We start from the raw sequence: 23,603 nt of genomic DNA on the forward strand, positions 1-23,603 counted from the left end.
AGTGCGACTGCGCTGACTAGGATTGCACCATGACCGAGCACATGCGCAGACACGAGTACGACCACGAGATTCCGTGGTCCCTGCCGATCGTGGTCCGGCGCTCGAAGACGAACATCGCTCGCCACATCGACATCCTCGAAGCCACAGCCCGAGCCGTCGTCGCCTTCCTCGACGACCCGCGTTCGCAACCTGAGGGCGAATGGCACGAAGCGGTCGAGTACTGGCGTGATGGGGCCATCCGCAAGGTCGTTCGCCGCGGAGACGGGCAGAAACTCGACGATGCACGAGCCTTGGGCTGCGTTGAGGTGAAATTCGGCGGCACGGATGACTTCGGTCCCGCCGAGGCGTTTGTCTTCCCTCCGGGTCCGGTTGAGCCGCTGCCGAAGGAGTTGAAGAAGCTGCAGGTCGGCGGCACCGAGTTTCCTGACGACGGGCACACCTCGGTTCCCGCCGCCGAGGCGGTCGTGACGATCGAACTTTCACCGCTGGTGACGCTGACGACGGGGAAAGCCGCGGCACAGTGCGGCCACGGTGCACAGCTGGCCTACGAGCAGATGCCCGCCGAGGTTCGCGATCGGTGGCGCGAAGCAGGATTCAGTCTGCGCGTGGTCACACCCACGAAGGCGGAGTGGGCAACAGATCATCGACCCGTGAGCGTCGTCGACGCGGGCTTCACCGAGGTGGACGGACCCACCGAGACCGTTCGAGCCTGGTGGTGAGGGGCGGCTACTCCGCGGCGTCCTCTTTCTCGTCGTCGTAGAGGGGACGCGTCTTCGTACCGTTTCCGAATTCGTCGAGGATGATCATGTGCTTGACCATCTCACCGGCCTCTTCATCCCAGACGTCGATGATGTCGCCCGGATGGGTCCCCGGCTGATAGAAATCTTCGTTGACTCCAGTCATTGAACTCACCTCCTGTTGTGCCTATGACGCTACGCCACTGTGATGCAAGTCTCAAGGATTGTGAGCGGCTGGCCGGGGATACCATTGTCCGGGGTCGCTCAGCAGGGAGCGGAATGGATGAGGGGATCGTGGTGCCCGGGTGACGTTCAAGACCCAAGTAGTCTGCATGTTCTTTCCCGGAGCAATTCTCCTCCTCATCTGCGGAGCATTGGTTCACACCCTGCCAGGCCTCGCCCTGGGTGTGGGGGCAATTGGGGCCCTCGTGTTCGTCGGGTGGCCGATCTTCACGATCGTCGTCCACATCCGACACGAACGCAGGCTCAAACGTCATCTCAAGGCGCATGAGTCCGAACCCGTGAGCATCACCGAGGTGCGCAGCTCTGTCGAAGACTTCGGCGTCCGAGACCCGTTGCACACCTTCGTCACCAGCGTCGAGGCTTTCATCCTCACCATCGGTCTGCCGGTGCTCTTTCTTGGCGGCATTGGGATCTTCTGCCTGGTCACCGTCCATGACGACCCTGGCAAAGAGGCCTTCAAAGCCTTCGCCGGGGTCGGGGTGCTGGGCCTTCTCGGCGCCTATCTGGTCTTCCTCGTGTTCGGACGGAGCAAGCGCACGCTGAGAATTGCCGGTGTGGCGCTCGCCGTCTTCGGTCTCGCCGGGGTCTTCGCCGTCGCCTCGGTGCTGGGCAGCGAGGGCATCACCAGTGTGAGTGACATCGTCATGGCCGGTGCCAGCGTCGTCATGACCGTTCTGGGGATATGGCTGGCGGTCACCGGGCGGAACACCTTCAAGCGCAGGGACTGATCCCGGCGGGCAGGGCGCTGCCGTCGCCTCGAGATACAACGACACCCTCGAGATACAACGAAGCGGCCCGCTGGAATGAACTGCTCCCAGAAGCAGGCCGCTTCGTCATATCCCTTGCTGTCACACGCTAGTGCGCGCCTTGCGTTCCTGATCAAGCCAGTAGCACAGCTCGGGCTTGCTCACTGCAAGACCGTTCGGGGCCCAGAGCACCTTTTCCTCGGCGCCGTCGTCTGACGTGCTCGTCGCCACTCCGAGACCGGCCGCGGCCTGGCGCTCAGCTTCTTGGTCGGTGATGACCAATTCGATGAAGACGTTCGAGTTCTGCTTCACCGCGCGGACGTCGACGAGCTGTGACCAGGGGACGACTCCCGCCTTGGCGGTCTTCATGGTGATGCCTTCGGAGGAGACCATCAGCGCCGGAGTGCGGGCGAAGAGCCTGCGGACCATGACGATGAGGCCGAGGAGGAAGAAGACGACCGCGATCCCGCCGATGATCATCCACATGATGCTTCCGCCGAAGGCCATCGCAAGACCGATGAGGATGAAGATCACGCAGGCGATGATGAGCCCGATGGTCTTACCGCGCGAGAAGAGGAAAGGTACGGACTGTCCCTGGGCAAGAGTCGCCGCCCATGCGTCGACGTCCTTTTTCGGTGTGGCCATGCGAGTGGGTCTCCTGAGGGTGCGGGGCGCCTGAGTAGGCAGAACACCTTATGGTAGACCAACGCCACCATGTCGTACCCGGCTGGGGTAGCGATTCTGTAGGCTGGGGCCATCATGACGGAGAGACTGAAACTTCACACCGACGGTGGACGCGACCGCGACGTCGCCGAGGCGGGTCAACCTGGCGAGGACGAGTTCCGTGTCGATATCGAACGGATCCGATTCTCCCCCTTCTTCTCACGACTGGCCGCCGTCACCCAGGTGATCCCGCAGGCCGGTTCTGGCACAGTCATTCACAACCGGCTGACGCATTCGCTCAAGGTCTCTGCCGTGGCCCGGTCGATCGCCATCACCTTGAACAACTCCGATGAGCGCACCCGGTCGGTGCTCGCTGAACTCGGCGGGTGCGATCCGGTGGTGGTTCAGGCTGCCGCCGCAGCCCACGATATGGGGCACCCTCCGTTCGGCCACCTCGGCGAGAAGGAACTTGACCGTGTCTCACGGTCGGTGCTGCGCCTGCCTGACGGTTTCGAGGGCAATGCGCAGACCTTCCGCATTCTCACAGCTCTCGACAGCTGTGATGCCACGGCGCGGGGGCTCAACCTCACTCGGGCGGTCAAGGCCGCAGTGCTGAAGTACCCGTGGGCGCGCAGCGATTGGACGCAGCATCAGCGACTGAGCTCGGCCGAGATGCCCAGGGGAGTCGGTGATGAGGTGTCGCAGGGGGCGATGAAGTTCTCCGCCTACGCGACCGAGACGGCCGAGATGAACGATGCGCTGTCGGTGTTCCCGCGGATGGGCCGGTACCAGCAGACGCTGGAGTGTGCGGTGATGGATGTCGCCGATGACATCGCCTATGCGGTGCATGACCTCGATGATTTCTACCGGTCGAACATCCTGCAGTACACCAGCGTCTCTGCGGAGCTGGGCCGGTGGCTGGGCGACTGCCGTGAGCTGGCGCAGCTGCATGACACGGAGTTGGATCGTCGCCGGCCGGGCCATGCACTCGAGTCGATGTGGCGCCACATTCAGGAGAAGGACCCGTGGATCGCCGATGAGGATGCGTTCCGACAGTCGGTGCAGCGAATCAATCGGGATCTTGTCGAGGGTCTGCTGGCCGTGCCCTATGACGGGGGACTGGAAGCCGACCGGGCTGTCAACGCGTTCACGAGGCGGTGGATCGATCGGCTCAAGGCCTCCATCGTCGTCGATGCGCGGCCACATGTCCGCAGCGGGCATGTGCGCCTGTCCGACACCGCCTGGCACGACGTGGTGGTGCTGAAGTTCGTCCACTCGAGGTTCGTGCTCGAACGTTCAGATCTTGCGGTGTATCAGCGAGGGCAGACCCGGATCATCGCCTCCCTGGTGGAGGGTTTCCACGATTGGCTGCGCGATCCCGACGAGGCGACCACGATTCCTCGGCGTCTCTTCGATTCGGTTGAGGCAGCCACACAGGAATACCAGGATCTCTACGACAGGGATCCGTCCAGCCTCGGCGAGGAGGGCGCCGGTGCCATCGTCAGGTTGGGCAGGGCCAGGGCGGTCGTGGACTATATCGCCTCCTTCACCGATGCGCAGGCCATGTCCGTCAACGCTTTGATCACCGGTTCCTCGGAAGAGCCGTGGGAGGCCGGACGCGGACTCTGAGGTGTCAACGGCACATGTGTTCGCGGTGCTGACGCTTTCAGTCGGACGAAAAGGTTCAGGCAGACGAAAGGCGGGGCCGGAGTTTTCACTCCGACCCCGCCTTTCGCGTGGTATCAACCGTTCACACGGCCATGAGACTCAGTCTCAGAGGCCTGCACGGTGGCGGCGCGTCAGGTAGATCGCGATTCCACCGCCGGCGACGAGGAGGGCAGCGAGCCCACCCAGAGCCAAGGTGCCGTTGGCACCGGTGCGGGGCAGGTCGCCACCGTCAGCAGCAGCCGATGCGTTGGCATCGTCGCTGGCGTTCGCGTCATCAGCTGAGTTCGCCGAGGCGTTTGCCTCGTCGTTGTTGTCAGCGGAGGCGTTTGCGTCATCGGTAGCAGCTGCGGAGTCGTCCGCGTTTGCCGATGCGTTCACGTCAGCGTTGGAAGCAGCCGAGTCATCAGCGTCAGCCGTTGTGTTGGCCTCTTCGTTGGCGGCTGCCGAGTCATCAGCATCTGCGGTAGCGGAAGCCGAGTCATCAGCGTCAGCGGTTGCCGAAGCCGAGTCGTCTGCATCTGCGGAGGCCGAGTCATCGGCATCAGCAGAAGCGGTGTCGTCAGCGTTTGCGTCATCGCCTGGTGCTTCGTCGGCTGCGGTCGCACGGACCGAGGACGAGGCCAGGTTGATGTCAGCAAGTGCGTCGGCTGCCTGAGGGGCGGCCTGTGCGCCGCCCGCTGCGGGGACGCCGTCTGGCAGCAGCTCGAGGCTGACGGCGTTGACGGTGAAGCCGTCAGCGTCGGTGCCCTTGACGTTGCTGTCTTCAGCAGGATCGCGCTTGGTGGGCTGCTCGTTGATCGTCAGGTCGACGATCTTGTTGAGGCCCTCGAAGACGGGATCGAGACCGGAGAGAATCGGATCGACGGCGTCGGTGACTCCGCCGGTGACCTGGTCAGCAGTGGTGTTCACGATTCCACCGATAAGCGGCTGGGTGACTCCCAGGAGTCCCTTGAGCAGGGGATCGGTGATCGTGTTGATCAGCTGCCCAAGGTCGACTCCAGCGACTTTGAGATCGGTGGTGATCTTCGGATCGCCTTCGCCGGTGCCGGCAAGCTGGCCGAGGGTCGCATCGATGTCGATCTTGCCGTCAGCTGGGACGCCCGCAAGTGAACCCTTAGCAGGCAGCGAGATCTTGGCGTGAGCGTCGTTGAGGCCGTCCTTGAGGGTCTCGTTGAACTTGCCGCTCAGCGTGCCGAGAGCTTCAGCAACTGCGTCGGTGATCTTTCCGATTGTCTCGGAGGTCAGGACCTGGGTGTTGGGGTCGAGGCCGTTGAGGTCCTCGCCGTTTTCGCCCTTGACGACCTTCGCGAGATCGATCTTGATGTCACCGTTCTTGAGGTCGATCGAGGCGATGCCCGCCTTGTCCTCGAGCTTCTCGTTGACGACGTTCTCGACGACGCTGTTGAGAGCGTCCTGAGCTTCAATGTCAACGGTGGTGCCTTCGCCGCCGAGCTTGAGGTCGGCCACACCAGCGTTGAGGTCGATGCCAGCGTTGGCCAGCTTGTCAGCGAGGCCTTCCTTGGCGATGACATCTTCGAGGGTGCCGCCGGCTCCGTCGACAGCCTTGGTCAGCGATTTGTTGAGGTCGCCCACGGCGGGGCTGGAGACGGTCATGACGCCGTCGGCGACAACGTACTCGGAAGAAGCTTCGTCAGATCCCTTGGCCTCTGCGGTCGAAGCAACCGCACCGAGGGAGAGCGAGAGCTCGTCAACGATGTTGTCGGTGACTCCGTCGATGCCGGCCTGTCCCAGAACCTGGGTGAGGTCGACTTCGGCGTTTCCGTACTCACCGTTGTTGATGTCGTCCACGTTGAGGGCGCCATCCTTGCCGACTGCACCGGCACTGGCCTTGGCGCTGTCTGCCGAGGGAGCGTAGCCGTAGGAGTTGAGCGCTCCGGCTTCGCCGAGCTTCAGGAGGCCTTCTCCACCTGGCTGGCTGATGACTGGCAGTGAGACACCGTCGCCCAGATCCAGGTCGATGGCGCTCAGTGCTTCTGCATTGAGAGGGGTCTTGGCTTCCTCAGGATTGCTGGGGAAGCTGCTGTATGCACCAGCGGCATCGACGAGCTGATCGTCGAGGAGATCCGACTGGACCAGCTGGCCGAGCGCCTCAGAGTCTTCGTTTGGGTCCTGTTCGATGGCTGCAGCGCTGGGTGAGGTGACCATGACAGTCAGCCCCAGAGCGGTGACTGCGGCTGCGCTACCGACGGCGATCTTTCGCACGGGCGGCTGCCCGTTACGGAGCTTCTTCATACTTCTCCACTTCCATTTGTGAGGATCGACCGACGGTGTTTGCGTACAAGGGACATGGTGCTTTTCGGCCGAACGGATTTCACCCTACAAGGTCATTGGCAAATAATGCGAAAGTAATGTGAAAAGTAACGGAACCGTAACGAGAACTGTGTGTTCCCAGGTGGGTGGGTTACAAGTGAATGGTCAATGAACGATGCTCAGAGGTGTCGGATGAAGGCTTTTTGGTGTAGCCGAGGTTGTTCCTTGAGATGCTGGGGATCGCGTTCGGCGCGCCCGGTGCAGTCAGGTGACCTTGTGTCTCACTGTGTGAAATGGCAATACTTTTGGTCGAACTAAAGTCGGGCTCCTGTGGGTCGAGTCACGAAGCGCAATATGACGAAATTGTCATGAGTGGCGTGTCGCTAATTACTTAAGAGTAACGACTATTTGTGTTGCAGGTCACAAAAACGGCGGGGCCGGAGCTTTCACTCCGACCCCGCCGTTGAGGCGCTCAGCTCAGTGGCTGAGTGTCATGTGTATCAGTGCTGACCTGCCGAGGCGCGGTAGCGGCGGGTTCCGTAGATCGCCGCTGCACCGCCTGCAATCAGCAGGGCTGCGATGCCAGCCATGGTCAGGACGCCGTCGGCGCCTGTCCGTGGCAAGTCTCCGCCGTTGCTGCTGCCGGAGGCGTTGGTGCTGGCACCGGCTGAGCTAGCCGAAGCGTTCGACTGGCTCGAGGAGCTGGCCGAAGACTCGGAATCCGAGGATGCTCCGGCGCTAGCCGAGGCTGCCTGATCGGAATCAGCGGATGCAGATGCCTTATCCGCGTCGTCATCCGACGAGGCGCTGGCTTCTGCACCGTCGGTGTCCGCGGAAGCTGTAGCTTCTGCTTCGGCTCCGTCTGCTGCAGCGGTTGCTGCACCTTCAGGATCAGCGTCAGCATCAGCTGAGGCAGATGCCTCTGGGTCTGCGTCTGCTGAGGCCGAGGTTTCAGCTTCAGCACCATCCGCGTCAGCGCTTGACGCTGCTTCTGCGGATGCCGCTACCGAAGAGTCGGCGTTCGATGCCGCCGAGGCTGCAGCTGCAGGGTCGGCGTCGGCTGCTGCAGTGGTGTCAGCGTTTGCCGTCTCTGAGTCATCAGCATTGGCAGCCGCGGTTGCTGCGGCCTGTGCTGAAGCATTCGGATCAGACGTTGCGTCTGCTGAGGCTTCCGAAGAGGAATCTTCAGTCGCTGCGGATTCTGCTGCTGCCGAAGCGTCGATATCCGCGGCTGCAGAAGCAGTGGTGTCAGCGTCTGCGGTAGCGGCGGCCTGTGCGGCTGCCTCTGCGATGGCATTGTCGTTGTTGTCAGCGTTGGCCGAGGCTGCGGCCGAGGCCGAAGCATTGGCGTTGACGTCCGATTCGTTGGAGGCGTCGGCCACTGCCGAGTCATCTGCGTCGGCTGCGGCCGCAGCAGATGCTTCCGAAGACGAGTCCGCATTCGAAGCAACGCTGGCGGCTGCTGCCGGGTCAGCGTCTGCCGCCGCATTTGTGTCTGCGTTGGCTGCGTCCGTGTTGTCAGCGTTCGACGCTGCCTCTGCTGCTACGGTCGCCGAGGCGTTTGTCTCGGTGGTCGCATCGGCTGAGGTTTCAGATGACGCATCTTCGGTCGCTGCTGATTCCGCTGCTGCTTCAGCGTTTTCGTCTGCTGCTGCGGACGCTGTGGTGTCAGCATCTGGTGATGCTGCAGGATCAGCTGCCGCTTCAGCAGCCGGATTGCCGTCGTCATCAGCGGAAGCCGAAGCTGCTGTCGAGGCCGAGGCGTTCACATTGACGTCTGCATCCTCAGTAGCTGCTGAATCTGGATCAGCCGTTGTATCAGTGGCGGCTGCGGCTTCGACCGACGCATCGGTGGACGAGTCGGCGATTGCAGCTGAGTCTGAGGCCGCGGCTGGATTCGCATTGGCAGCGGTTGATGCTTCTGCGTTGGTGTCATCGTTCGTCTCTGCATCTGGATCAGAGGACGCTTGTGCAGCGGCGTTTGAGGACGAATTTGCATCTGTCGTCGAGTCCGTTGAAGCAGTCGTTGATGCATCTGCATTGGCTGCAGACTGCGCAGCTGCTTCAGCCGCTGGATCCGCGTCGGCAGAAGCTGTGCTGGTTGCATCGTTGTTGGCTGCTGCTTCCGAGGCAGCCTCGGCTACTGCATTGTCGTTGCCGTCGGCGTCAGCGGATGCGGCTGCTGCGGCAGACGCATTCGCGTTAGCGTCGCCCGGGGCTGCTTCTGGCACTGCGCGCACTGAAGACGACGCCAGATTGATGTCGGCAACTGCGGCCCGCGACAGAGCGTTCGGAAGCAGCTCGAGGCTGACCGCGCTGACGGTGAAGCCGTCGCCGTTGCTTCCATTTCCCTTGACCTGACTTTCCTCGTCCTTGGCAGTCGGCTGCTCGTTGATTGTCAAATCGACGACGTTCTTGAGGTTTTCGAATACAGGCTTGAGGCTCGCTAGTAGCGGATCGACAAGTCCAGTGATTGCACCGGAAATTTCATCAGCTGTGGCATCCAAGATTCCAGCGACGAGGGGCTTAGTGATATTGAGTACCGCGTTGATCACAGGAGTTGTGATCAAGTTGAGTACCTGTCCGGCATTGATGGAACCGATTTTCAGATCAGTGGCGATCTTCGGGGGTGTCGGATCATTGCCAGCTAGCTGGCCGAGTGTCGCATCGACAGTAACGCCACCGGTGACGGTACTTCCAAGAAGGGAGATGGATGCCGGCAATTTGATAATGACGTGGAAGTCGTCAAGGGCGCCCTTGCTTTCAGCAGAATCCTCTGGTGCATCTGGGTCGCCCGCGAGTGCGATATTTGCTCGTTCGGCAAGAGAACCAATGGCTTCGGCAACGGCCGTTGTAATTGTCGAAATCGTGTCATCCGTTAGGACCTGAGTGTTTGGTGCCAGGCCATTGAGATCCTCAGCGTCCTTGCCCTTGACAATTTTGGCCAGGTCGATGGCTATCTTTCCGGTTTCGAGATTTACTGAGACAAGCCGGTTGTCATCAGTCAACTCTTCGTTGATAACTTCTGCGACAACGCCATTGAGTGCGTCTCTGACCTCAACTGAGATCTCTGCGTCGGATCCGCCTACCTGTACCCTGGCCGCTAGGACATTCAGATCGATCCCGACGGCAGCCAGTTTACTGGCCAGCCCCTCATTGCCGAGGACCTCTTGCAGTGTCCCTCCGGCGCCGTCAATGGTCGTAGTTACTGCGGAGGAAAGCTTCTCCACCGCCGGGCTAGACACTGTGAGTTTTCCGTCTGCAACAACATACTCTGAATTGTTGGCGTTGCCGTCGCTGTTGGCCGTCGAGGCAATTGCGCCGAGCTCAAGGCTGAGGTCGTCGACGATTTCGTTCGTGACTCCTTCAACACCAAGCTGCTCGAACAGAGTAGTCAGATTTACGTTGGCATTGCCGTATTTGCCAGCATTGACGTCATCGATGTTGAGCGCGCCGTCTGTTCCGACTGCTCCGGCGCTGGCGAGCGCATTGTTATATTCCGACGCGTGCCCAAAGGCGTTAAGTGTGCCGGCGTTGCCGATCTCGAGAAGACCGCCACCGTCTGGCTCGCTGGCGAGAGGCAGTGAGATTCCGTCGCCAAGATCGATTTTGAGTGCGTTTAGGGCATCCACATCGAGCGGAGTCGACTCCGCATCGATACTTCCCGGAGCGCTGCTGTAGGCAGAGGCAATATCGAGCAGCTGTCCCTTGAAAAGGTCTGATTCGATGAGCTGGCCTAGTGCTTCGGCATCTTCGTTCGGGTTTTGTTGGGCGGCGGCACCTGGTGACGTTGTCATCAGCGTGAGCCCTAGCGCTGTGGCGGCGGCAACGCCTCCGACAGCAATTCTACGACCGGTCGTGTGCCGGTTTCGGAGCATCTTCATGGTTCTCCACATCGTTCGAAACTTGAACATCCGCTGGACGGAAACAGGCAGTCTCCTGACAGATCCCTCACAACAATACGTAGTAACAAAAAAGTAATCACAAAATCACGGGCAAAGTTACAAGCTCGTTATAAATCTGAACGGGCGTTCTCGCTCGAGATTGTGAATTCTCCATGAAGTCAAGCTTCGGAGGGTTCTGCTGTCCTGTCGTTTCTGGTCCATCTGCCGGAGGCGGCCATGGCGTTCTGGTCTGGATGTATGAACGTCTTGCAAGGTCATGGCCAAGTAGATCGACACCGCCTGGACTTCCCCTTCTTGAGGGAGGGTGGCTCGAGAAAAGTCGGCAAGGTCATGCTGCGTTGTCATTCTGTGGTAACTACTGAAGTGACTTGCGAGTAATTTAAATCATGACAAGTTTGTTGGATATGAGACCATACCGCGACCATCCGCAGAAAATGCGGCTATTTCGAGACCTTATCCCCGGATGGTGGACTGGGAGAAGGCTGACTGTGGCCTGTTTGCGCGGTGCACAGTGCCGCAATAGGGTCATCACAACCGCAGCGGCAGACGAAGGGGGTGAAGTGTGGGCGTGAAGAAGCGTTTTGCTGTGATCGGTGCTGGCATCATCGGTGCGGCTGTGGCTCGCAGTCTGGTCCAAAAATACGACGGTGCAGACGTCACCCTGTATGAGAAGGAAGATCACCCCGCGGCGCATCAGACGGGCCACAATTCCGGTGTCGTCCACGCCGGTCTCTACTATGAGCCGGGGAGCCTCAAAGCTCGCCTCTGCCGTCGTGGCGTCTCGCTGCTGCTCGACTTCGCGCGCGAACACGATGTCGCTTTCGAAGAGTGCGGAAAGGTCGTCGTCGCGACGAACGATGTTGAAGTGGAGCGGCTGGACGGAATCCATGCTCGCGCCAGAGCGAACGGTGTCCCTGATGTTGAACTGCTGGACCGTGACGGACTTCTCGAGGTCGAGCCGAATGCCGAGGGCGTGGCCGCACTGCACTCACCGCATACCGGAATCATCGACTATCGCGGGCTGACGGAAGCACTCGTCGCCGATTTTCGTCGTAGCGGCGGTCGGGTTCGCTTCTCTACGGAAGTGAAGAGGATTGAGCAGCGCAGTGGGAGCGCCGGCAGCACCGCGATCGTCCACTCGAGCGTCGACTCGCAGGAATACGACCAGGTCATCACCTGCGCCGGCCTGCAGGCGGACCGACTCGCAACACGCTCAGGCGAAGACAAGAGTCCCAGCGTCGTGCCGTTCTTCGGCCAGTACTTCATCCTCGAACCGCGATTCAATGATGTCGTCAACGGCCTCATATATCCGGTCCCAGACCCGAAGTACCCGTTCCTGGGCGTCCACGTGACCCGCCGCATCGACGGCGGTCTGATGATCGGACCGAATGCCTTCCTCTCCTTCTCCCGGGAGGGGTACAAGGGTCTCGGCCTCAACGTCCCCGACTCCCTGACCGTGGCAACGGATCCGGGATTCTGGAAGTTCGCCTCCGGCAATATGGCCACGGCTGCACGTGAGATCGGCGGGGTCCTCTCGATCGAGAAGTTCGTCGCCGAGGCCGCTCGCTACGTCCCCGCCCTCTACGGAGCCGACGGTCACCGGGCCACTAGGGGAATTCGCGCTCAGGCGATGAACCGGGACGGCAACCTAGTCGATGACTTCGTCATCGATCGTGCGGGAGCCACGATGTTCGTCCGGAATGCACCCTCGCCCGGAGCCACCTCGGCGCTGGCGATTGCCGAACATCTCATTGACACCGCGCCCCTCACCTGAACTGTCTGCGAGTACCGCGAACGATTTCTGAACATGAAAAGCCCCACCCGCCGAGCAAGCGGATGGGGCCGGGGCTCGACCAGTTCAGGTCATCGGCTCACTGGGGCGTACGGGTCTCGGCGCTGATGAACCAAGCCTGCTGTTCGAGCTGAGCGATATATTCGTGGAAGAGATCCGCGGTTGTCGGATCAGCGGAATCGACCTCATCATGGCAATTTCGCATAGTCCCCACCGTTGTCTCGATTGTCTTGACAATGTGATCAATGGCTTGGTGAGTCGTGATCTCACCGTCAGGGAACTCAGGCAGCCGGGTCTGCTCGGCCACAACTGCCGGCCTGCCATCTGGTGATCCGTGAAGAGCACGCATCCTCTCGGCCATCGTGTCGCTTCCAGCACGAGCGATGCTCACTACTTCGTCGAGGTTGAGATGGAGATCTCGGAAGTTCGTGCCGACGATGTTCCAGTGCGCCTGCTTGGCCGTCAGGCTGAGAGCGATGAAATCGACCAACACGCCTTGCAGGTTCTTAGTGAGGGCTTCAGAAGCCACGAAACCCCGCTCGGCGTTCTCTCGCTGTGTCCTCTCTGAGCCATGGGGTTCAGGAACGTTGACTGACTTTGCCATGTGACTTGCTCCAATCCCTCCGGTTGCCGGAGCAGAACACCACCATATCCGTGTCGACCATTGGCTGAAAGCCCCCTTAGAGCAATCCTGACCCCCTTGACGGATTGGTACTGAGCAGGCAGATTGAAGTTGTAAGGGCACATCGCTCTTGGCTTCGAACCAGATGCGAAGCTAGCAGACACAGAGAGGAATCTGCTGCAGCTCCGGACAGGAGAACTTCAAAACACAGGTGAAGACCTGTCTCCCCTGTCACCTCGGAGAGACAATTCATATAACGACACGGCATGGTGGACCATTCTTGGCGGCATTGTCGGAACACCGTGTTCAAGGGTCCGATAACCACATGCGTACTGCGCAAAGATTCGGAGGTACCCAGTGAACGACAAGATGAAACTCACAGGCCTGATACTTGCGGGCTACATGCTCGGCAGAACCAAAAAGTTGGGCTTAGCGCTGACAATCGCCTCTTCGGTTGCTGGGACGACAGCGATGAAGAATCGCGAGAGCCTCGTAGGCGGATTGAAGGAGTTCGCGGATTCCTCTCCGGAGCTCAAGAGCCTCCAAGAGAAGATCACGGGACGTTTGGCAGACTCCGGGAAAAGCGCGGCCAAGGCCTTAGCCGCTAAAGGCGTCGACCAATTGAGCAGCAGGCTCCAGGATCAGACCGAGAAGATGAAAGCGACCCTGGACGAAACGGCTGAGAATCTCGATCCCAGTTCGGATGAAGCAGACGAGCCGGTCAGCGAAAGCGCCGAAGACGAGGCACCTGAGGCAGAGGACGAACAGGCCGAAACTGAAGAGGCCGAGGAGCCTGAAGCCTCCGACGATTCGGACGAGCCCGTAGAGGATGAACCGGCTGCGGAGGAAGAAGCTCCGAAGAAGCCCGCTCGTAAGCGGTCCTCATCATCGAGCCGTTCAACGAGCAAGACAGCTGCGTCGAACAAGACAGGTGGAACATCCAAGCGTTCGACCACCTCAGCCAAGTCAGGCACGACCTCGGCCAAGTCAGGCACTAGGTCAGCTGCAACGCGAAAGCGTTCGACCGCGGCGAAGAAGCCGTCTACTGCGGCGAAGAAGCCTTCTGCTTCCAGCAAGTCCAAGGAGGCTTCCAGTGAGTGATGATTCCATTTTCGGTGGCCTGAAGAGCCAGGTCGCAGACTACGCTAAGACCCTCGGCCGCAAGGCGCTGAGTTCCGCTGGCGACCAGGTCGACAAGATTGCTGATCGGTTCGATGGTTCTGGCGGTGGCAGCGGAGGATCCTCAGGCGAGGCTGCAAAGGCCGGTGCCGAGGAGATCGCTGAAGGCAAATCACCAGCCAAGGCAGCGCTCTCTGCCGCTGCAGCGGGGGCCAAGGACAAGATCAAAGGTGCCTTCGGCGGAGGATCGGGCGGCTCCGGCGGTTCCGGCGACTTCAAATTCTCGAATATCGTCGAAACAGCCGATGTCGGTGTTCCACTGTCCGTGGCCTACAACGCATTCACGAGCTTCGAAGACTGGCCCGACTTCATGAAGAAGGTCGAGAACGTCGAATGGACGGACGACGTCAAGCTCAGTGTCAAAGGCCAGGCTGTCTGGTCCCACCGCACGTGGGAAGCGACGATCACCGAGCAGGTTCCGGACTCGCATATCGTGTGGGAATCGACCGGCAGCAAGGGATACATCAGTGGCAGCGTGTCATTCCACGAGGTCACTCCGACGCTCACCCGCATCATCGCGATCGGCGAGTACCACAAACAGGGCTTCGTGGAAGGTGTCGGTGCTCTGTGGTTCACCGTTCCACGCCGGTTCCGTCTCGAGCTGAAGTTCTTCGTCCATCACGTAATGACGCAGACGATACTCGATCAGGAAGGCGTCGAAGGCTGGCGCGGAGAGATCCGCGATGGCGAACTCGTCACCTCTCACGAAGATGCCCTCGAAGAGGAACAGGCGCAGGCCGAGGAAGGCGACGACGAATACGAGGATGCCGCACCCCAAGACGAGGGGGAGGCGGATGAAGAGTCGCCCGAGACCGCCGAAGACGAGGAACCCGCCGAGGGCTACGAAGACGAACCCGCTGAGGACGAACCCGCAGAAGATTACGAGGACGAACCCGCAGAATACGAGCCCGAGGACGAGGAACCCGCCGAAGACGAACCTGAAGAGGAACTCGCAGAAGACGAACCTGCGGACGAGGAACCCGCCGAAGGTGAGGAGGAGCCGGTCGAGGACACAGACGAGCCAGTGGAATACGAAGAAGGCGAACCAGAAGAGTACGAAGAATCCACCGAAGATGAGGAAGGACGCCAGTAGGCGCCCGACCTGTTTGAAAGTAGGTAGCGAGAATGAGTACAGGAACCGTTGAACGCTCACGCGGCAGCTATGTCGATCGTCCATCGTCGAGCTCGTTGGCAGACGTCGTTGAGATCATCCTCGACAAGGGGCTCGTCATCGACGCATATGTTCGAGTCTCACTCGTCGGCATTGAAATTCTGACAATCGACGCCCGCATCGTCATCGCCAGCGTGGACACCTATCTGCGCTTCGCCGAGGCAACCAACCGACTCGATCTGACTCAGCAGGGCGGTCGCGATCTGCCGGAGATGATGGGCGGCATGATGCAGGACGGCGCCAAGGGCAAAACCCAAGGAGCCGTGGAAGGCGTCAAGAATGCGTTGACGTCCGATGACGATGAGGACGAAAAGCCGAAGCGTCGCACCAAGCGTCCCGCCCGCAGCTCCTCGGACTCCGAATGAGCGAAGACACCGTCGTTGACAGCGACAAATATCTGTACGGCATCGTCCTGACAGATAGCGGCCTCCCGAGCGGAGCTGACGGTGTGCAAGCAGGCCAGCTGCACACCGTCAGCTCCGGCAGGGTGGCGGCAGTGGTGTCCGATCTCGTCGAGCCCGACATTCTGGGTACCCCAGATGATCTGAGGGCCCACATCGAGGTGCTCGACGGGATTGCCACCACGCAGCCTATTCTTCCCCTCGCCTTCGGGACCGTGGTCTCGGGGGACACGGATATCGCCGGCGACGTACTCGCCCCACGCGAAGCCGAGTACACCGAGGCTTTGGAGAAGCTGTCCGGGCATGCGCAGTTCACTCTTCTGGCTCGGTACGACCGTGACACGGTTCTCGGTGAGATCATTCTCGACAACCCTGAGGCTGCTGAGCTGAGGGGGAGAATCGTCGGCACGAGCGAGGATGAGACGCGCACAGAGCGCATCCGCCTCGGCGAGATCATAGTGAAGACGATGGAGAGCTGGAAATCGTCCGAAGCTCCTCCGCTTCTCGAGCAGCTGGCGCCTCTCACCGCTGACATGTCAGAACGAGAGTCTGGGCAGGCCGAGGACGTCACCGAGGTGGCGGTGCTCCTTCGCCATGACGCGATCCCGAAGTTCAATGACCTAGTCGATGAGATGGCGGAGGCTCATCAGGAACGTTTGAGGTTTCGGCTCGTTGGACCGCAGGCCCCCTACGACTTCGTACCGGAGATATAGGAGCTGTCATGGGAATCTTTTCGGCGATCATCGGCGCACCCTTGGCCCCGCTCAAAGGCACTGTCTGGGTCGCTGAACAGGTTCGCAACGAAGCCGAGAAACGCCATTACGACCCCGGTGCGATTCGACGGCAGTTGGAAGAGGTCTCCGAAGCCAAAGAATCCGGCGCAATCAGCAAGGACGAGGCCGATGAGCTTGAGCGCGATCTTGTTGCCCGATTGCTTGAATCCACCCGTCGACGAAACTCGAAGGAGCGCTAAATGAGCGACCAGGCCAGTACAGAAGAGAAGCCCACAGGCGACACCAAAGCTTCTGCAGACCGGCGAACTGAGCAGGGGAGTGACGAGAAGCGACGCCCACGACGGGCCGCGTCGGGTGAATCTTCACGCCGGACCTCGTCGGCAGAGTCATCGTCTGGACCACGGCCCACGAGGTCGAACCCCAAGGAGACGAAGAGCGGGTCGACCGGGGGTAGGGTCTCCGCGGTCCAAGCAGTCAAGAAGGCCGTCGAGCAATTCAGCGACCTGACCGGCAGAGCGCCCGAATCCGTCGTCGGAACGAGATGGAACGACGACCATTGGGCGGTCAGGCTGGAAGTCGTGGAGTCACGGCGAATTCCCGACACCGCGGATCTGCTGGCCGAATACGACGTGGAACTCGACGCGCAGGGCGAGCTCCTCTCATACAGCCGAAAGGACCGTTACGTGCGTGGTCGGCCTACCGAGTGATCAATCCGTCCCGTCCGACCTGGGCGGACCACTTTCCATACCCACTCGGGACAGAGGCAGCAGCCGATAGGAGGCCGACGACATGAGCATCATGAACCAGTCGAACAGTGCGATGCAGCCACAGCGCAGCCAGGAGGGGACACTTCTTCAGGTGGTGGAGACGCTGCTGGACAAAGGTCTCGTTCTCAACGCCGACATCATGGTGTCGGTGGCGGGTGTGGAGCTTCTCGGAATTCGCATCAGAGCAGCTCTTGCCTCGTTTGAAACCGCGGCACGCTACGGTTTGGACTTCCCAGCTGGCACCGACAGAGACACGGTGGCGTGGAAAGAGGCGATCGAGCAGAAGGACACCTGCCCGGAATGTGGCAAACGTGCCGAGCTGGCGCAGCTGATGAACGAGTACTGCCCGTGGTGCGGCTGGCAGAGTGCTCATTCCGAGCGTGTGGAGGCGGGGGAGTCAGCGGCGCTCAAGAAGTCTTCTGACGACTCTGAACGCTCGTCCGACAGCGAATAGAGCATAGCTAGATGGCTGAAGACGCGATCATGCAGCCCACCCGGGATCCTCGTGCGACACTGCCGGACCTCATCGAAGTGCTCCTCAACAAAGGTGTGTACCTCAACCTTGATCTCATCATCTCGGTCGCAGACATTCCGCTCATCGGGGTCAACCTGCGTGCAACCATTGCCGGAATCGAGACCATGCTCGAATACGGAATGATGCGCCAGTGGGACAAGGAGACCCGAGAATGGGTGCAGAAATCTGTGCGCACGCATCTGCCCTTGGCCGAGGGGGAGGAAATACTGGCGAAGATGGCTGGCGGGCACTACCAGGACAACTTCTACCGCACCTGGAGACCTGGCAGTGCCTATCTCACTTCGCAGCGACTCATCATCCACAGGCGCGATCCGGCGGAGACCCTGTGGCAGGCGAAATTGAGCTCGATAGAATCCATCACTGCGTTGCGAGAACCGTCGATCGGGGGCGAAGAGCGCACCAGAATCTTCGTCCGACTCGATGACGGCAGCGAATCGAAGCTCTCGGCCCTGGAACCTGAGCGCCTGATCTCCCTGGTCCAGGAGCAGCGAGGCGCAGCGGCCGAGGCCTCCTCCGGTCGAACGCTGGGGAATCCTACTCAGCCGTTGAGACATGGCCGAATGTGGTACCTGGAGACTGTGGCGACGGGAGGCACCTGGCGGGGCGGTGAAGCCAGCCTGACGGAGAAGGAACTGACCTGGAAGTCTCCGATGGACAGCCGTGCTCTGGTGAGGGCATCCGCGGGCCAGGTGCGAGACCTGCGCTGGGAACGTCACGACAATCCCACCGACGGGCGCCGGATCCTCACCTTCGACACAGACCGGTCCACCGTGCGCCTGGCCGCAGACGACATCGGCGACTGGCACGAGGAACTCGAGCGGTGGCGCACGGCAGACCAGCCGATCCCCGCCGAGGCGAAGATTGATGGAGGAGAAGAATGACACTGAATGTGGATGAGGAGAGCCTCAAACACGGCGTACTCACCTTGGTCGTCACCCTCGTCGAGGTGATCCAGGAAGCGCTGGAGACTCAAGCTGTGCGACGGATGGAAGGCGGAGACCTCACCGATGACGAGCAGAACCGCCTCGGCGAAGCACTCCTCGAGCTCGATGAGGCGATGGACCAGATCAAGGCGGAGCACGGTATCACCGGTTCCGTCGACGATCTGCATCGCGGACTCGACGATGTCGTCGACGAAGTCGTTGACAAGCTCATCAATCCCAGCAGATGGGCCGAAGAGAACGCGAAGGACATTCAATGACAGGCAGCAGCCCGGCCGCAGGCCAGGCCTCGGCCGTCGAGCATGAGCCGTCCAGACTCTATGTCTACGCAATCGTGTCTGCCGAAAGCTACGCTCCGACGACCACCGGCATCGACGGTTCGGCCCTGCACATGGTGGGCGACGCGAATGGTCCACGAGCGGTGGTTCATACTCACAGCGGGGGTCCGTACGACGGACCCGATGACGACGTCAAACGATGGATCCTTGAGCACAGCGAGGTCATCGAGGACGGTTGGAAGGGGGCCGGGAGTGTGCTCCCGGTGTCGTTCAATGTCATTGTCCGTCCGGACATCGACTCGGGCGCGTCGGCGACCGCGCAGCTCGAAAGGTGGCTCCAAGCGACCAGCTCATCGCTGTCCGAGCGCTTAGAAGAGCTGGGCGGAACCTCCGAGCTGCGCGTCGAGATCGCCCTTGATCGGAGCGCTTTCCTCGATGGCAACGAGGAGATTCGCAGCATCAGAACCGATATGGCTGAGCGTCCGGCAGGCGTACGCCGGCTGCTTGAGAAGCGTCTGGAGAAAACCGAGAAGGAACTTGCCGATCGTGCCGCCGACGATCTCTATCCCGCCGTGAGAGCCCGGATCGCGGAACAGTGTCTGGCCATCGAGGAGTACCGCACGCCGGCCCGTAACGCGGGACAGACTCCCATTCTCACGGCGTCTTGTCTGGTGACGGAGCCCGGCATTCAGAATCTCGGCGCCGAACTCACCGCCATCCAGAATGAACTCCCTGACACTGAGATCCGCTTCCTGGGGCCGTGGCCACCGTACTCATTCGCGGATATGTCCGATTCCGTCGCTGAGATGTCCGGCCCTGAAGCGCAGCAGCGCGAAAGTCAGGAGAGCACTTGAGAGTCGCAGTCACCGGGGCCACCGGGAACGTGGGCACCGCGATCCTGAAGGTTCTCGCGCAGACCCAGAGGTCACCTCGGTGGTGGGGATCGCCAGACGAATGCCGAGGTATTGGCCGGTGTCGATGCCGTCATCCATCTCGCGTGGCTGATCCAACCCAACAGCGACCGTGATCTGATTGACGCAGCATCGGAGATGAAGCGCTCTTCCTCGCCTCCTGGATGCCCTTGCCGCATCTCCGGGGCATTCAACATCCTCATCTGCTTTGCAGACGGGGCTTGCCGATAGGCTTCCTGGCGACCAAGATGGACATCAGCAGCACACCGTCGGACGGAAGAAGGATCAACGATGATCGGTACCTTGAACACGACAGCCATGGACTGCCCCGTCCCCTTGGACACCGCCAAGTTCTATCAGGCGCTCCTCGGCGGCTACATCTCTCCAGACGAGGACACGGATTGGGTCAACCTGTTCGAGCCGTCAGGGAGGCAGATTCTGTCCTTCCAAAGGGCGGACGACTATGTGGCTCCGACCTGGCCGGACAACACCGTCCCATTGCAGGTGCACATCGACATTCGGGTCGATTCCTATGAAGATGCCGAACCGACCGTCCTCGCCGCAGGCGGGAAACTGATCGATGATTCCACACGGCATCCTGATTTCCGGGTTTATGCCGATCCGGTCGGCCGACCGTTCTGCCTGGTGCTGTGCTGATTGCCGAAAACTCTCTTGGTCGCCGACTAGTCTGCCGTCAGCTCGTTGACCTCTGTTCCGGCATATTGTCGTAGCGTTTCTGGAGCGCCTCGAGCAGCATTGCCAGCGCGCGTTCCTCGGTGTTGGACAGGATCTTGATCGGATCCCCTTGGAATCTGTGAAGTTCGGACTGCACCTCGTCGTCAACGAGAACCGCGATCCACGTGGTTCCCGGCTCCTGCCCGTCCTGGCTGGTTGGGCCGCCTGCACCGGAGGCGGCTACAGCGGCATCGGCCTCCATCAAGCTGCAGACGGAATGCGCCATCGCTTCAACCGAGGCTTGGGAGATGACCGAACCGCGCGGCACATCGAGAAGACGGTGCTTGACCTCGCTCGAGTATGCCACCACGCCGCCAGCGAACCAGCTCCCTGAACCAGGTGCGGCAGCTAGCTGGCTGGAGATCTTGCCGCCGGTGAGTGATTCTGCGACGGCCACACGGACGCCGTGCTCGTCACACAGCTCGGCAAGACTGCCGGCGATCTTGGCGGCGATCTTCTCGTGCTTCTTATAGCTGGTCACATGCGTACTCTACTCTGGTCCACGGTCGGTGGTCAGGGCGTGAAACACGGTGCGTTCTCGATCCTGAATGACCACCAAGGTCGTGAATGATCTTGACCTGTCACGAGTTCTTACTGGTCGCCCGATTGCTCTCCTTCTCAAGGGCATCGACGAGCTGCTTCTTGGTCATCGTCGATCGCCCGGAGATGTTGAGCTTCTTCGCTTCCTTGTACAGATGGTCCTTCGATGCATTCGCATCGATACCACCAGCGGTCTTGCGGTTCGTATTCTTACCACCAGCGCTCTGTGCGTCTGAGGGCCCGGAGGACTTCTTCGGCTCCCAACTGTCGCCGACCTTCTCATAGGTGTGCTTCAGTGCGTCATAGGCGACCTGGTGTGCGCGCTTCTCGTCGTTGTACTCCTCCATGGCGGAGTCGTACGCCTTGGCGAACGTGCGTTGAGCCTTCTGATCCGACTTCTTCAGGGTGGACGGCAGTTCCGACTTCTTGGGTTTTCCTGACGCAGTGGTTTTCGGCATGATGACCACATCTCCTCACACGTGTAGAGGTCACGGTTGTCGCCAGGATAGCCCACATACACAATCCCCGTAAGGGGGATTGTCTTCGCGGGAATCTGGTCATAACGTGACCCTGAACAGCAGCAATCGCCGAGGTGAGGACAGCAAAGATGCCATCCGAAGACAGCCCGTTCATCCCAGGAAAACCGGCGTCCTCAACGCCGAAGTTCGATGAGCCACAGCATCCGCAAGGTCCTCCGTCGCCGAAGTCGGACCAGAGTGGGCCTAAGCCGACGACTCCCACCGGAGCCGATAGCGCCGATGGGCAGGCCGAGCAAGGACAGCAAGGCGAATACCACACGACGGCGCAAGGCGGCAGACTGCCAGACACGAACCATTCGCTGAAGGCGGGGCCCCGAGGTCCAGTGCTCCTGCAGGACCATCACCTGCGGGAGAAGATCACCCACTTCGACCATGAGCGCATCCCGGAACGGGTCGTCCATGCCCGTGGTGCAGCCGCGCACGGGACCTTCGTGTCATACGGAACGGCGAGCAACGTGACGAAGGCAGGCTTCCTGCAGTCCGATGCCCAGACCGAGGTATTCACACGCTTCTCAACCGTCGTCGGATCACGCGGGTCAGCCGATGCCGCTCGAGACACTCGAGGCTTCGCCACGAAGTTCTACACCTCCGAAGGCGTCTTCGATCTCGTGGGCAACAATTTTCCGGTGTTCTTCATCCAAGACGCGTTGAAGTTCCCCGATATCGTTCACGCTGCCAAGCCTCACCCGGACCGTGAGATTCCACAGGCACAGAGTGCACACGATACATTCTGGGATTTCGTGTCTCTGCATACCGAAGCGACCCATCACACCATGTGGCAGATGTCGGATCGTGCGATACCTCGTTCCTTTCGTATGATGGAAGGCTTCGGCGTCCACACCTTCCGCCTCGAGAACGCCGCCGGCGAGACTTCGTTGGTGAAGTTTCATTGGAAACCGCAGAACGGGGTCCACTCCCTTCTCTGGGAAGAGGCGCAGATGGTCAATGGCTTCGATCCGGATTTCCATCGCCGAGACCTTGCCGATGCGATCGAAGCGGGCGCCTATCCGAAGTGGGAGCTGGGTCTGCAGGTGATGCCGGACTCCGAAGACGAAATGTTCGAGGGCATCGACCTGTTGGACCCCACCAAGCTTGTGCCCGAAGAGCTCGCCCCGGTCAAAGCAGTGGGGGTGCTCACCCTTGATCGGAATCCGGAGAACTATTTCGCCGAAACCGAACAAGTGGCATTTCATCCGGGTCACCTCGTACCGGGAATCGATGTCACCAATGACCCCCTGCTGCAGGGACGCCTGTTCTCCTATCTCGATACACAGATCAGCCGCCTCGGCGGACCGAATTTCAGCGAGCTGCCGATCAACCGTCCCCGGTGCCCGGTCAATGACATGTTCCGCGACGGAATGCACCAAACAGCGGTCCACCAAGGCATAGCACCCTACAAACCGAATTCCCTCGATGGGGGAAACCCCTTCTCAACCGACGGTGAACATGCACTCATCGACATTCCACAGCGTGTCGCCGAATCGGTGAAGGAACGACGAGCACCGAAATCCTTCGACGACCACTTCAGCCAGCCGAGTCTCTTCTGGAAGAGCCTGACCGAAATCGAGCAACAGCATCTGGCAGACGCCTTCATCTTCGAGCTCGGCAAATGCTATGAGGAGACGATTCGGCGCCGCGAACTGAAGAACATCGCTGCGATTGATGCCGAACTCTGTGAAACAGTGGCCACAGGTTTGGGTTTGGACACCCCTCAAGCCGGTGAACAACCACCAAGAGAAGTCACCCCGAGCCCCGCACTGTCCCAAATCAAGGGGCTATGGCCCGTCACCGGTCGGAAGGTGGGCATCGTCGTCTCTGCGGACACGCCTTTCGCGCAGATCACAGCGGTGCGAGCGGCTGTTGGCGACGCAGGCATGGTGCCCCTGCTGATCGCTCCGAGAGGTGGCAGATTGGGCGAGGGCAGCGAATCGATCGCAGTTGAGCGCACGTACGCCACGATGAGATCAGTGGAATTCGACGCTGTGATACTGACCGAAGGGGTCGAACCGTCGACGGAAGTCGACTTGCTGATCTCCGAATCTTGGCGTCATCTCAAGCCGATTGCCACCTGCGGCAGCGCTGTGCGCCTGCTTGAAGAACCGGGGATCGAGCACAGCGATGCAGGAATCTTCTGCGATGGCGAGCCGGGAGAGGTGACGAGGCAGCTGATTGAAGCGCTCAGCGAGCATCGGGCGTGGGCGCGCGCCGAAACGTGAGGGCGACAG

Annotated in this window: 23 protein-coding genes; 16 read left to right on the forward strand and 7 right to left on the reverse strand. The window is 60.6% G+C overall.

Annotation, left to right across the window (positions count from 1 at the left end; translation table 11 throughout):
• The first annotated feature begins 29 nt into the window (after window positions 1–29).
• Window positions 30–719 (forward strand): aminoacyl-tRNA hydrolase, encoded by a 690-nt coding sequence (locus tag JFC13_RS08885; protein ID WP_198396725.1) that lies wholly within the window; start codon window positions 30–32, stop codon window positions 717–719.
• A 7-nt stretch (window positions 720–726) separates the two neighbouring features.
• Here the strand turns inward: JFC13_RS08885 and JFC13_RS08890 are convergent, their stop codons facing one another.
• Window positions 727–903 (reverse strand): hypothetical protein, encoded by a 177-nt coding sequence (locus JFC13_RS08890; protein ID WP_180959282.1) that lies wholly within the window; start codon window positions 901–903, stop codon window positions 727–729.
• Window positions 904–1,042: 139 nt separating this feature from the next.
• Here JFC13_RS08890 and JFC13_RS08895 point away from each other — a divergent pair, with 139 nt between their 5' ends.
• Window positions 1,043–1,708, forward strand: coding sequence for a hypothetical protein (locus JFC13_RS08895; protein WP_198396726.1), 666 nt, complete (start codon window positions 1,043–1,045; stop codon window positions 1,706–1,708).
• 120 nt (window positions 1,709–1,828) lie between these two features.
• On the opposite strand, the gene JFC13_RS08900 is transcribed toward JFC13_RS08895, so the two are convergent.
• Window positions 1,829–2,371 carry an STM3941 family protein gene (locus JFC13_RS08900; protein ID WP_198396727.1) on the reverse strand — a complete coding sequence of 181 codons (543 nt, stop codon included), beginning with the start codon at window positions 2,369–2,371 and terminating at the stop codon, window positions 1,829–1,831.
• Window positions 2,372–2,485: 114 nt separating this feature from the next.
• On the opposite strand from JFC13_RS08900, the gene JFC13_RS08905 reads away from it, so the two are divergent.
• Window positions 2,486–4,018, forward strand: a complete 1,533-nt coding sequence (locus tag JFC13_RS08905; protein WP_198396728.1) for a deoxyguanosinetriphosphate triphosphohydrolase family protein — start codon at window positions 2,486–2,488, stop codon at window positions 4,016–4,018.
• A 144-nt stretch (window positions 4,019–4,162) separates the two neighbouring features.
• On the opposite strand, the gene JFC13_RS08910 is transcribed toward JFC13_RS08905, so the two are convergent.
• Both JFC13_RS08910 and JFC13_RS08915 read right to left on the reverse strand, forming a co-directional pair.
• Complete coding sequence (locus JFC13_RS08910) at window positions 4,163–6,310, reverse strand: choice-of-anchor G family protein (protein ID WP_198396729.1); 2,148 nt, start codon at window positions 6,308–6,310, stop codon at window positions 4,163–4,165.
• Window positions 6,311–6,828: 518 nt separating this feature from the next.
• On the reverse strand, window positions 6,829–10,212 hold the full coding sequence (locus JFC13_RS08915) for a choice-of-anchor G family protein (protein ID WP_198396730.1): 3,384 nt from the start codon (window positions 10,210–10,212) through the stop codon (window positions 6,829–6,831).
• Window positions 10,213–10,801: 589 nt separating this feature from the next.
• On the opposite strand from JFC13_RS08915, the gene lhgO reads away from it, so the two are divergent.
• Window positions 10,802–12,007 (forward strand): L-2-hydroxyglutarate oxidase, encoded by a 1,206-nt coding sequence (gene lhgO, locus JFC13_RS08920; RefSeq protein ID WP_408610733.1) that lies wholly within the window; start codon window positions 10,802–10,804, stop codon window positions 12,005–12,007.
• Between the two features lie 97 nt (window positions 12,008–12,104).
• Here the strand turns inward: lhgO and JFC13_RS08925 are convergent, their stop codons facing one another.
• On the reverse strand, window positions 12,105–12,629 hold the full coding sequence (locus JFC13_RS08925) for a Dps family protein (RefSeq protein WP_198396732.1): 525 nt from the start codon (window positions 12,627–12,629) through the stop codon (window positions 12,105–12,107).
• Between the two features lie 375 nt (window positions 12,630–13,004).
• Here JFC13_RS08925 and JFC13_RS19870 point away from each other — a divergent pair, with 375 nt between their 5' ends.
• From JFC13_RS19870 to JFC13_RS08980, 11 genes are all read left to right on the forward strand, one after another.
• Window positions 13,005–13,748, forward strand: coding sequence for a hypothetical protein (locus JFC13_RS19870; protein ID WP_198396733.1), 744 nt, complete (start codon window positions 13,005–13,007; stop codon window positions 13,746–13,748).
• A complete protein-coding gene (locus tag JFC13_RS08935) occupies window positions 13,741–14,919 on the forward strand; it encodes an SRPBCC family protein (RefSeq protein WP_198396734.1) in 1,179 nt (392 codons plus the stop codon). The genes JFC13_RS19870 and JFC13_RS08935 overlap by 8 nt, the downstream gene beginning before the upstream one ends.
• 32 nt (window positions 14,920–14,951) lie before the next feature.
• Window positions 14,952–15,362 (forward strand): gas vesicle protein GvpJ, encoded by a 411-nt coding sequence (gene gvpJ / locus JFC13_RS08940; protein ID WP_198396735.1) that lies wholly within the window; start codon window positions 14,952–14,954, stop codon window positions 15,360–15,362.
• A complete protein-coding gene (locus tag JFC13_RS08945; protein WP_198396736.1) occupies window positions 15,359–16,111 on the forward strand; it encodes a GvpL/GvpF family gas vesicle protein in 753 nt (250 codons plus the stop codon). The genes gvpJ and JFC13_RS08945 overlap by 4 nt, the downstream gene beginning before the upstream one ends.
• An 8-nt stretch (window positions 16,112–16,119) precedes the next feature.
• Entirely contained in the window at window positions 16,120–16,371 is a 252-nt protein-coding gene (locus JFC13_RS08950) for a gas vesicle protein GvpG (protein WP_198396737.1), read from the forward strand.
• Window positions 16,372–16,839 (forward strand): gas vesicle protein GvpO, encoded by a 468-nt coding sequence (locus tag JFC13_RS08955; RefSeq protein ID WP_198396738.1) that lies wholly within the window; start codon window positions 16,372–16,374, stop codon window positions 16,837–16,839. It abuts the gene before it with no gap.
• 82 nt (window positions 16,840–16,921) lie between these two features.
• On the forward strand, window positions 16,922–17,353 hold the full coding sequence (locus JFC13_RS19670; RefSeq protein WP_269770013.1) for a gas vesicle protein: 432 nt from the start codon (window positions 16,922–16,924) through the stop codon (window positions 17,351–17,353).
• Between the two features lie 11 nt (window positions 17,354–17,364).
• The gene (locus JFC13_RS08965; protein ID WP_198396739.1) at window positions 17,365–18,315 is read left to right on the forward strand and encodes a gas vesicle protein; all 951 of its coding nucleotides are present in this window, start codon (window positions 17,365–17,367) and stop codon (window positions 18,313–18,315) included.
• Complete coding sequence (locus JFC13_RS08970; protein WP_232488392.1) at window positions 18,312–18,635, forward strand: gas vesicle protein K; 324 nt, start codon at window positions 18,312–18,314, stop codon at window positions 18,633–18,635. Before JFC13_RS08965 ends, JFC13_RS08970 begins: the two co-directional genes overlap by 4 nt.
• A complete protein-coding gene (locus tag JFC13_RS08975) occupies window positions 18,632–19,507 on the forward strand; it encodes a GvpL/GvpF family gas vesicle protein (protein WP_198396740.1) in 876 nt (291 codons plus the stop codon). Before JFC13_RS08970 ends, JFC13_RS08975 begins: the two co-directional genes overlap by 4 nt.
• 348 nt (window positions 19,508–19,855) lie before the next feature.
• Window positions 19,856–20,221: a VOC family protein gene (locus JFC13_RS08980; RefSeq protein ID WP_198396741.1), complete on the forward strand. Its 366-nt coding sequence runs from the start codon at window positions 19,856–19,858 to the stop codon at window positions 20,219–20,221.
• A gap of 37 nt (window positions 20,222–20,258) precedes the next feature.
• Here the strand turns inward: JFC13_RS08980 and JFC13_RS08985 are convergent, their stop codons facing one another.
• Both JFC13_RS08985 and JFC13_RS08990 read right to left on the reverse strand, forming a co-directional pair.
• Window positions 20,259–20,780 (reverse strand): CinA family protein, encoded by a 522-nt coding sequence (locus JFC13_RS08985; protein WP_198396742.1) that lies wholly within the window; start codon window positions 20,778–20,780, stop codon window positions 20,259–20,261.
• A 100-nt stretch (window positions 20,781–20,880) separates the two neighbouring features.
• Window positions 20,881–21,297, reverse strand: a complete 417-nt coding sequence (locus JFC13_RS08990; protein ID WP_198396743.1) for a ChaB family protein — start codon at window positions 21,295–21,297, stop codon at window positions 20,881–20,883.
• A gap of 149 nt (window positions 21,298–21,446) precedes the next feature.
• On the opposite strand from JFC13_RS08990, the gene JFC13_RS08995 reads away from it, so the two are divergent.
• The gene (locus JFC13_RS08995; protein ID WP_198396744.1) at window positions 21,447–23,594 is read left to right on the forward strand and encodes a catalase; all 2,148 of its coding nucleotides are present in this window, start codon (window positions 21,447–21,449) and stop codon (window positions 23,592–23,594) included.
• Window positions 23,595–23,603: the final 9 nt, after the last annotated feature.

The organism is Brevibacterium antiquum (assembly GCF_016107655.1).
Taxonomy (GTDB): Bacteria; Actinomycetota; Actinomycetes; order Actinomycetales; family Brevibacteriaceae; genus Brevibacterium; species Brevibacterium antiquum.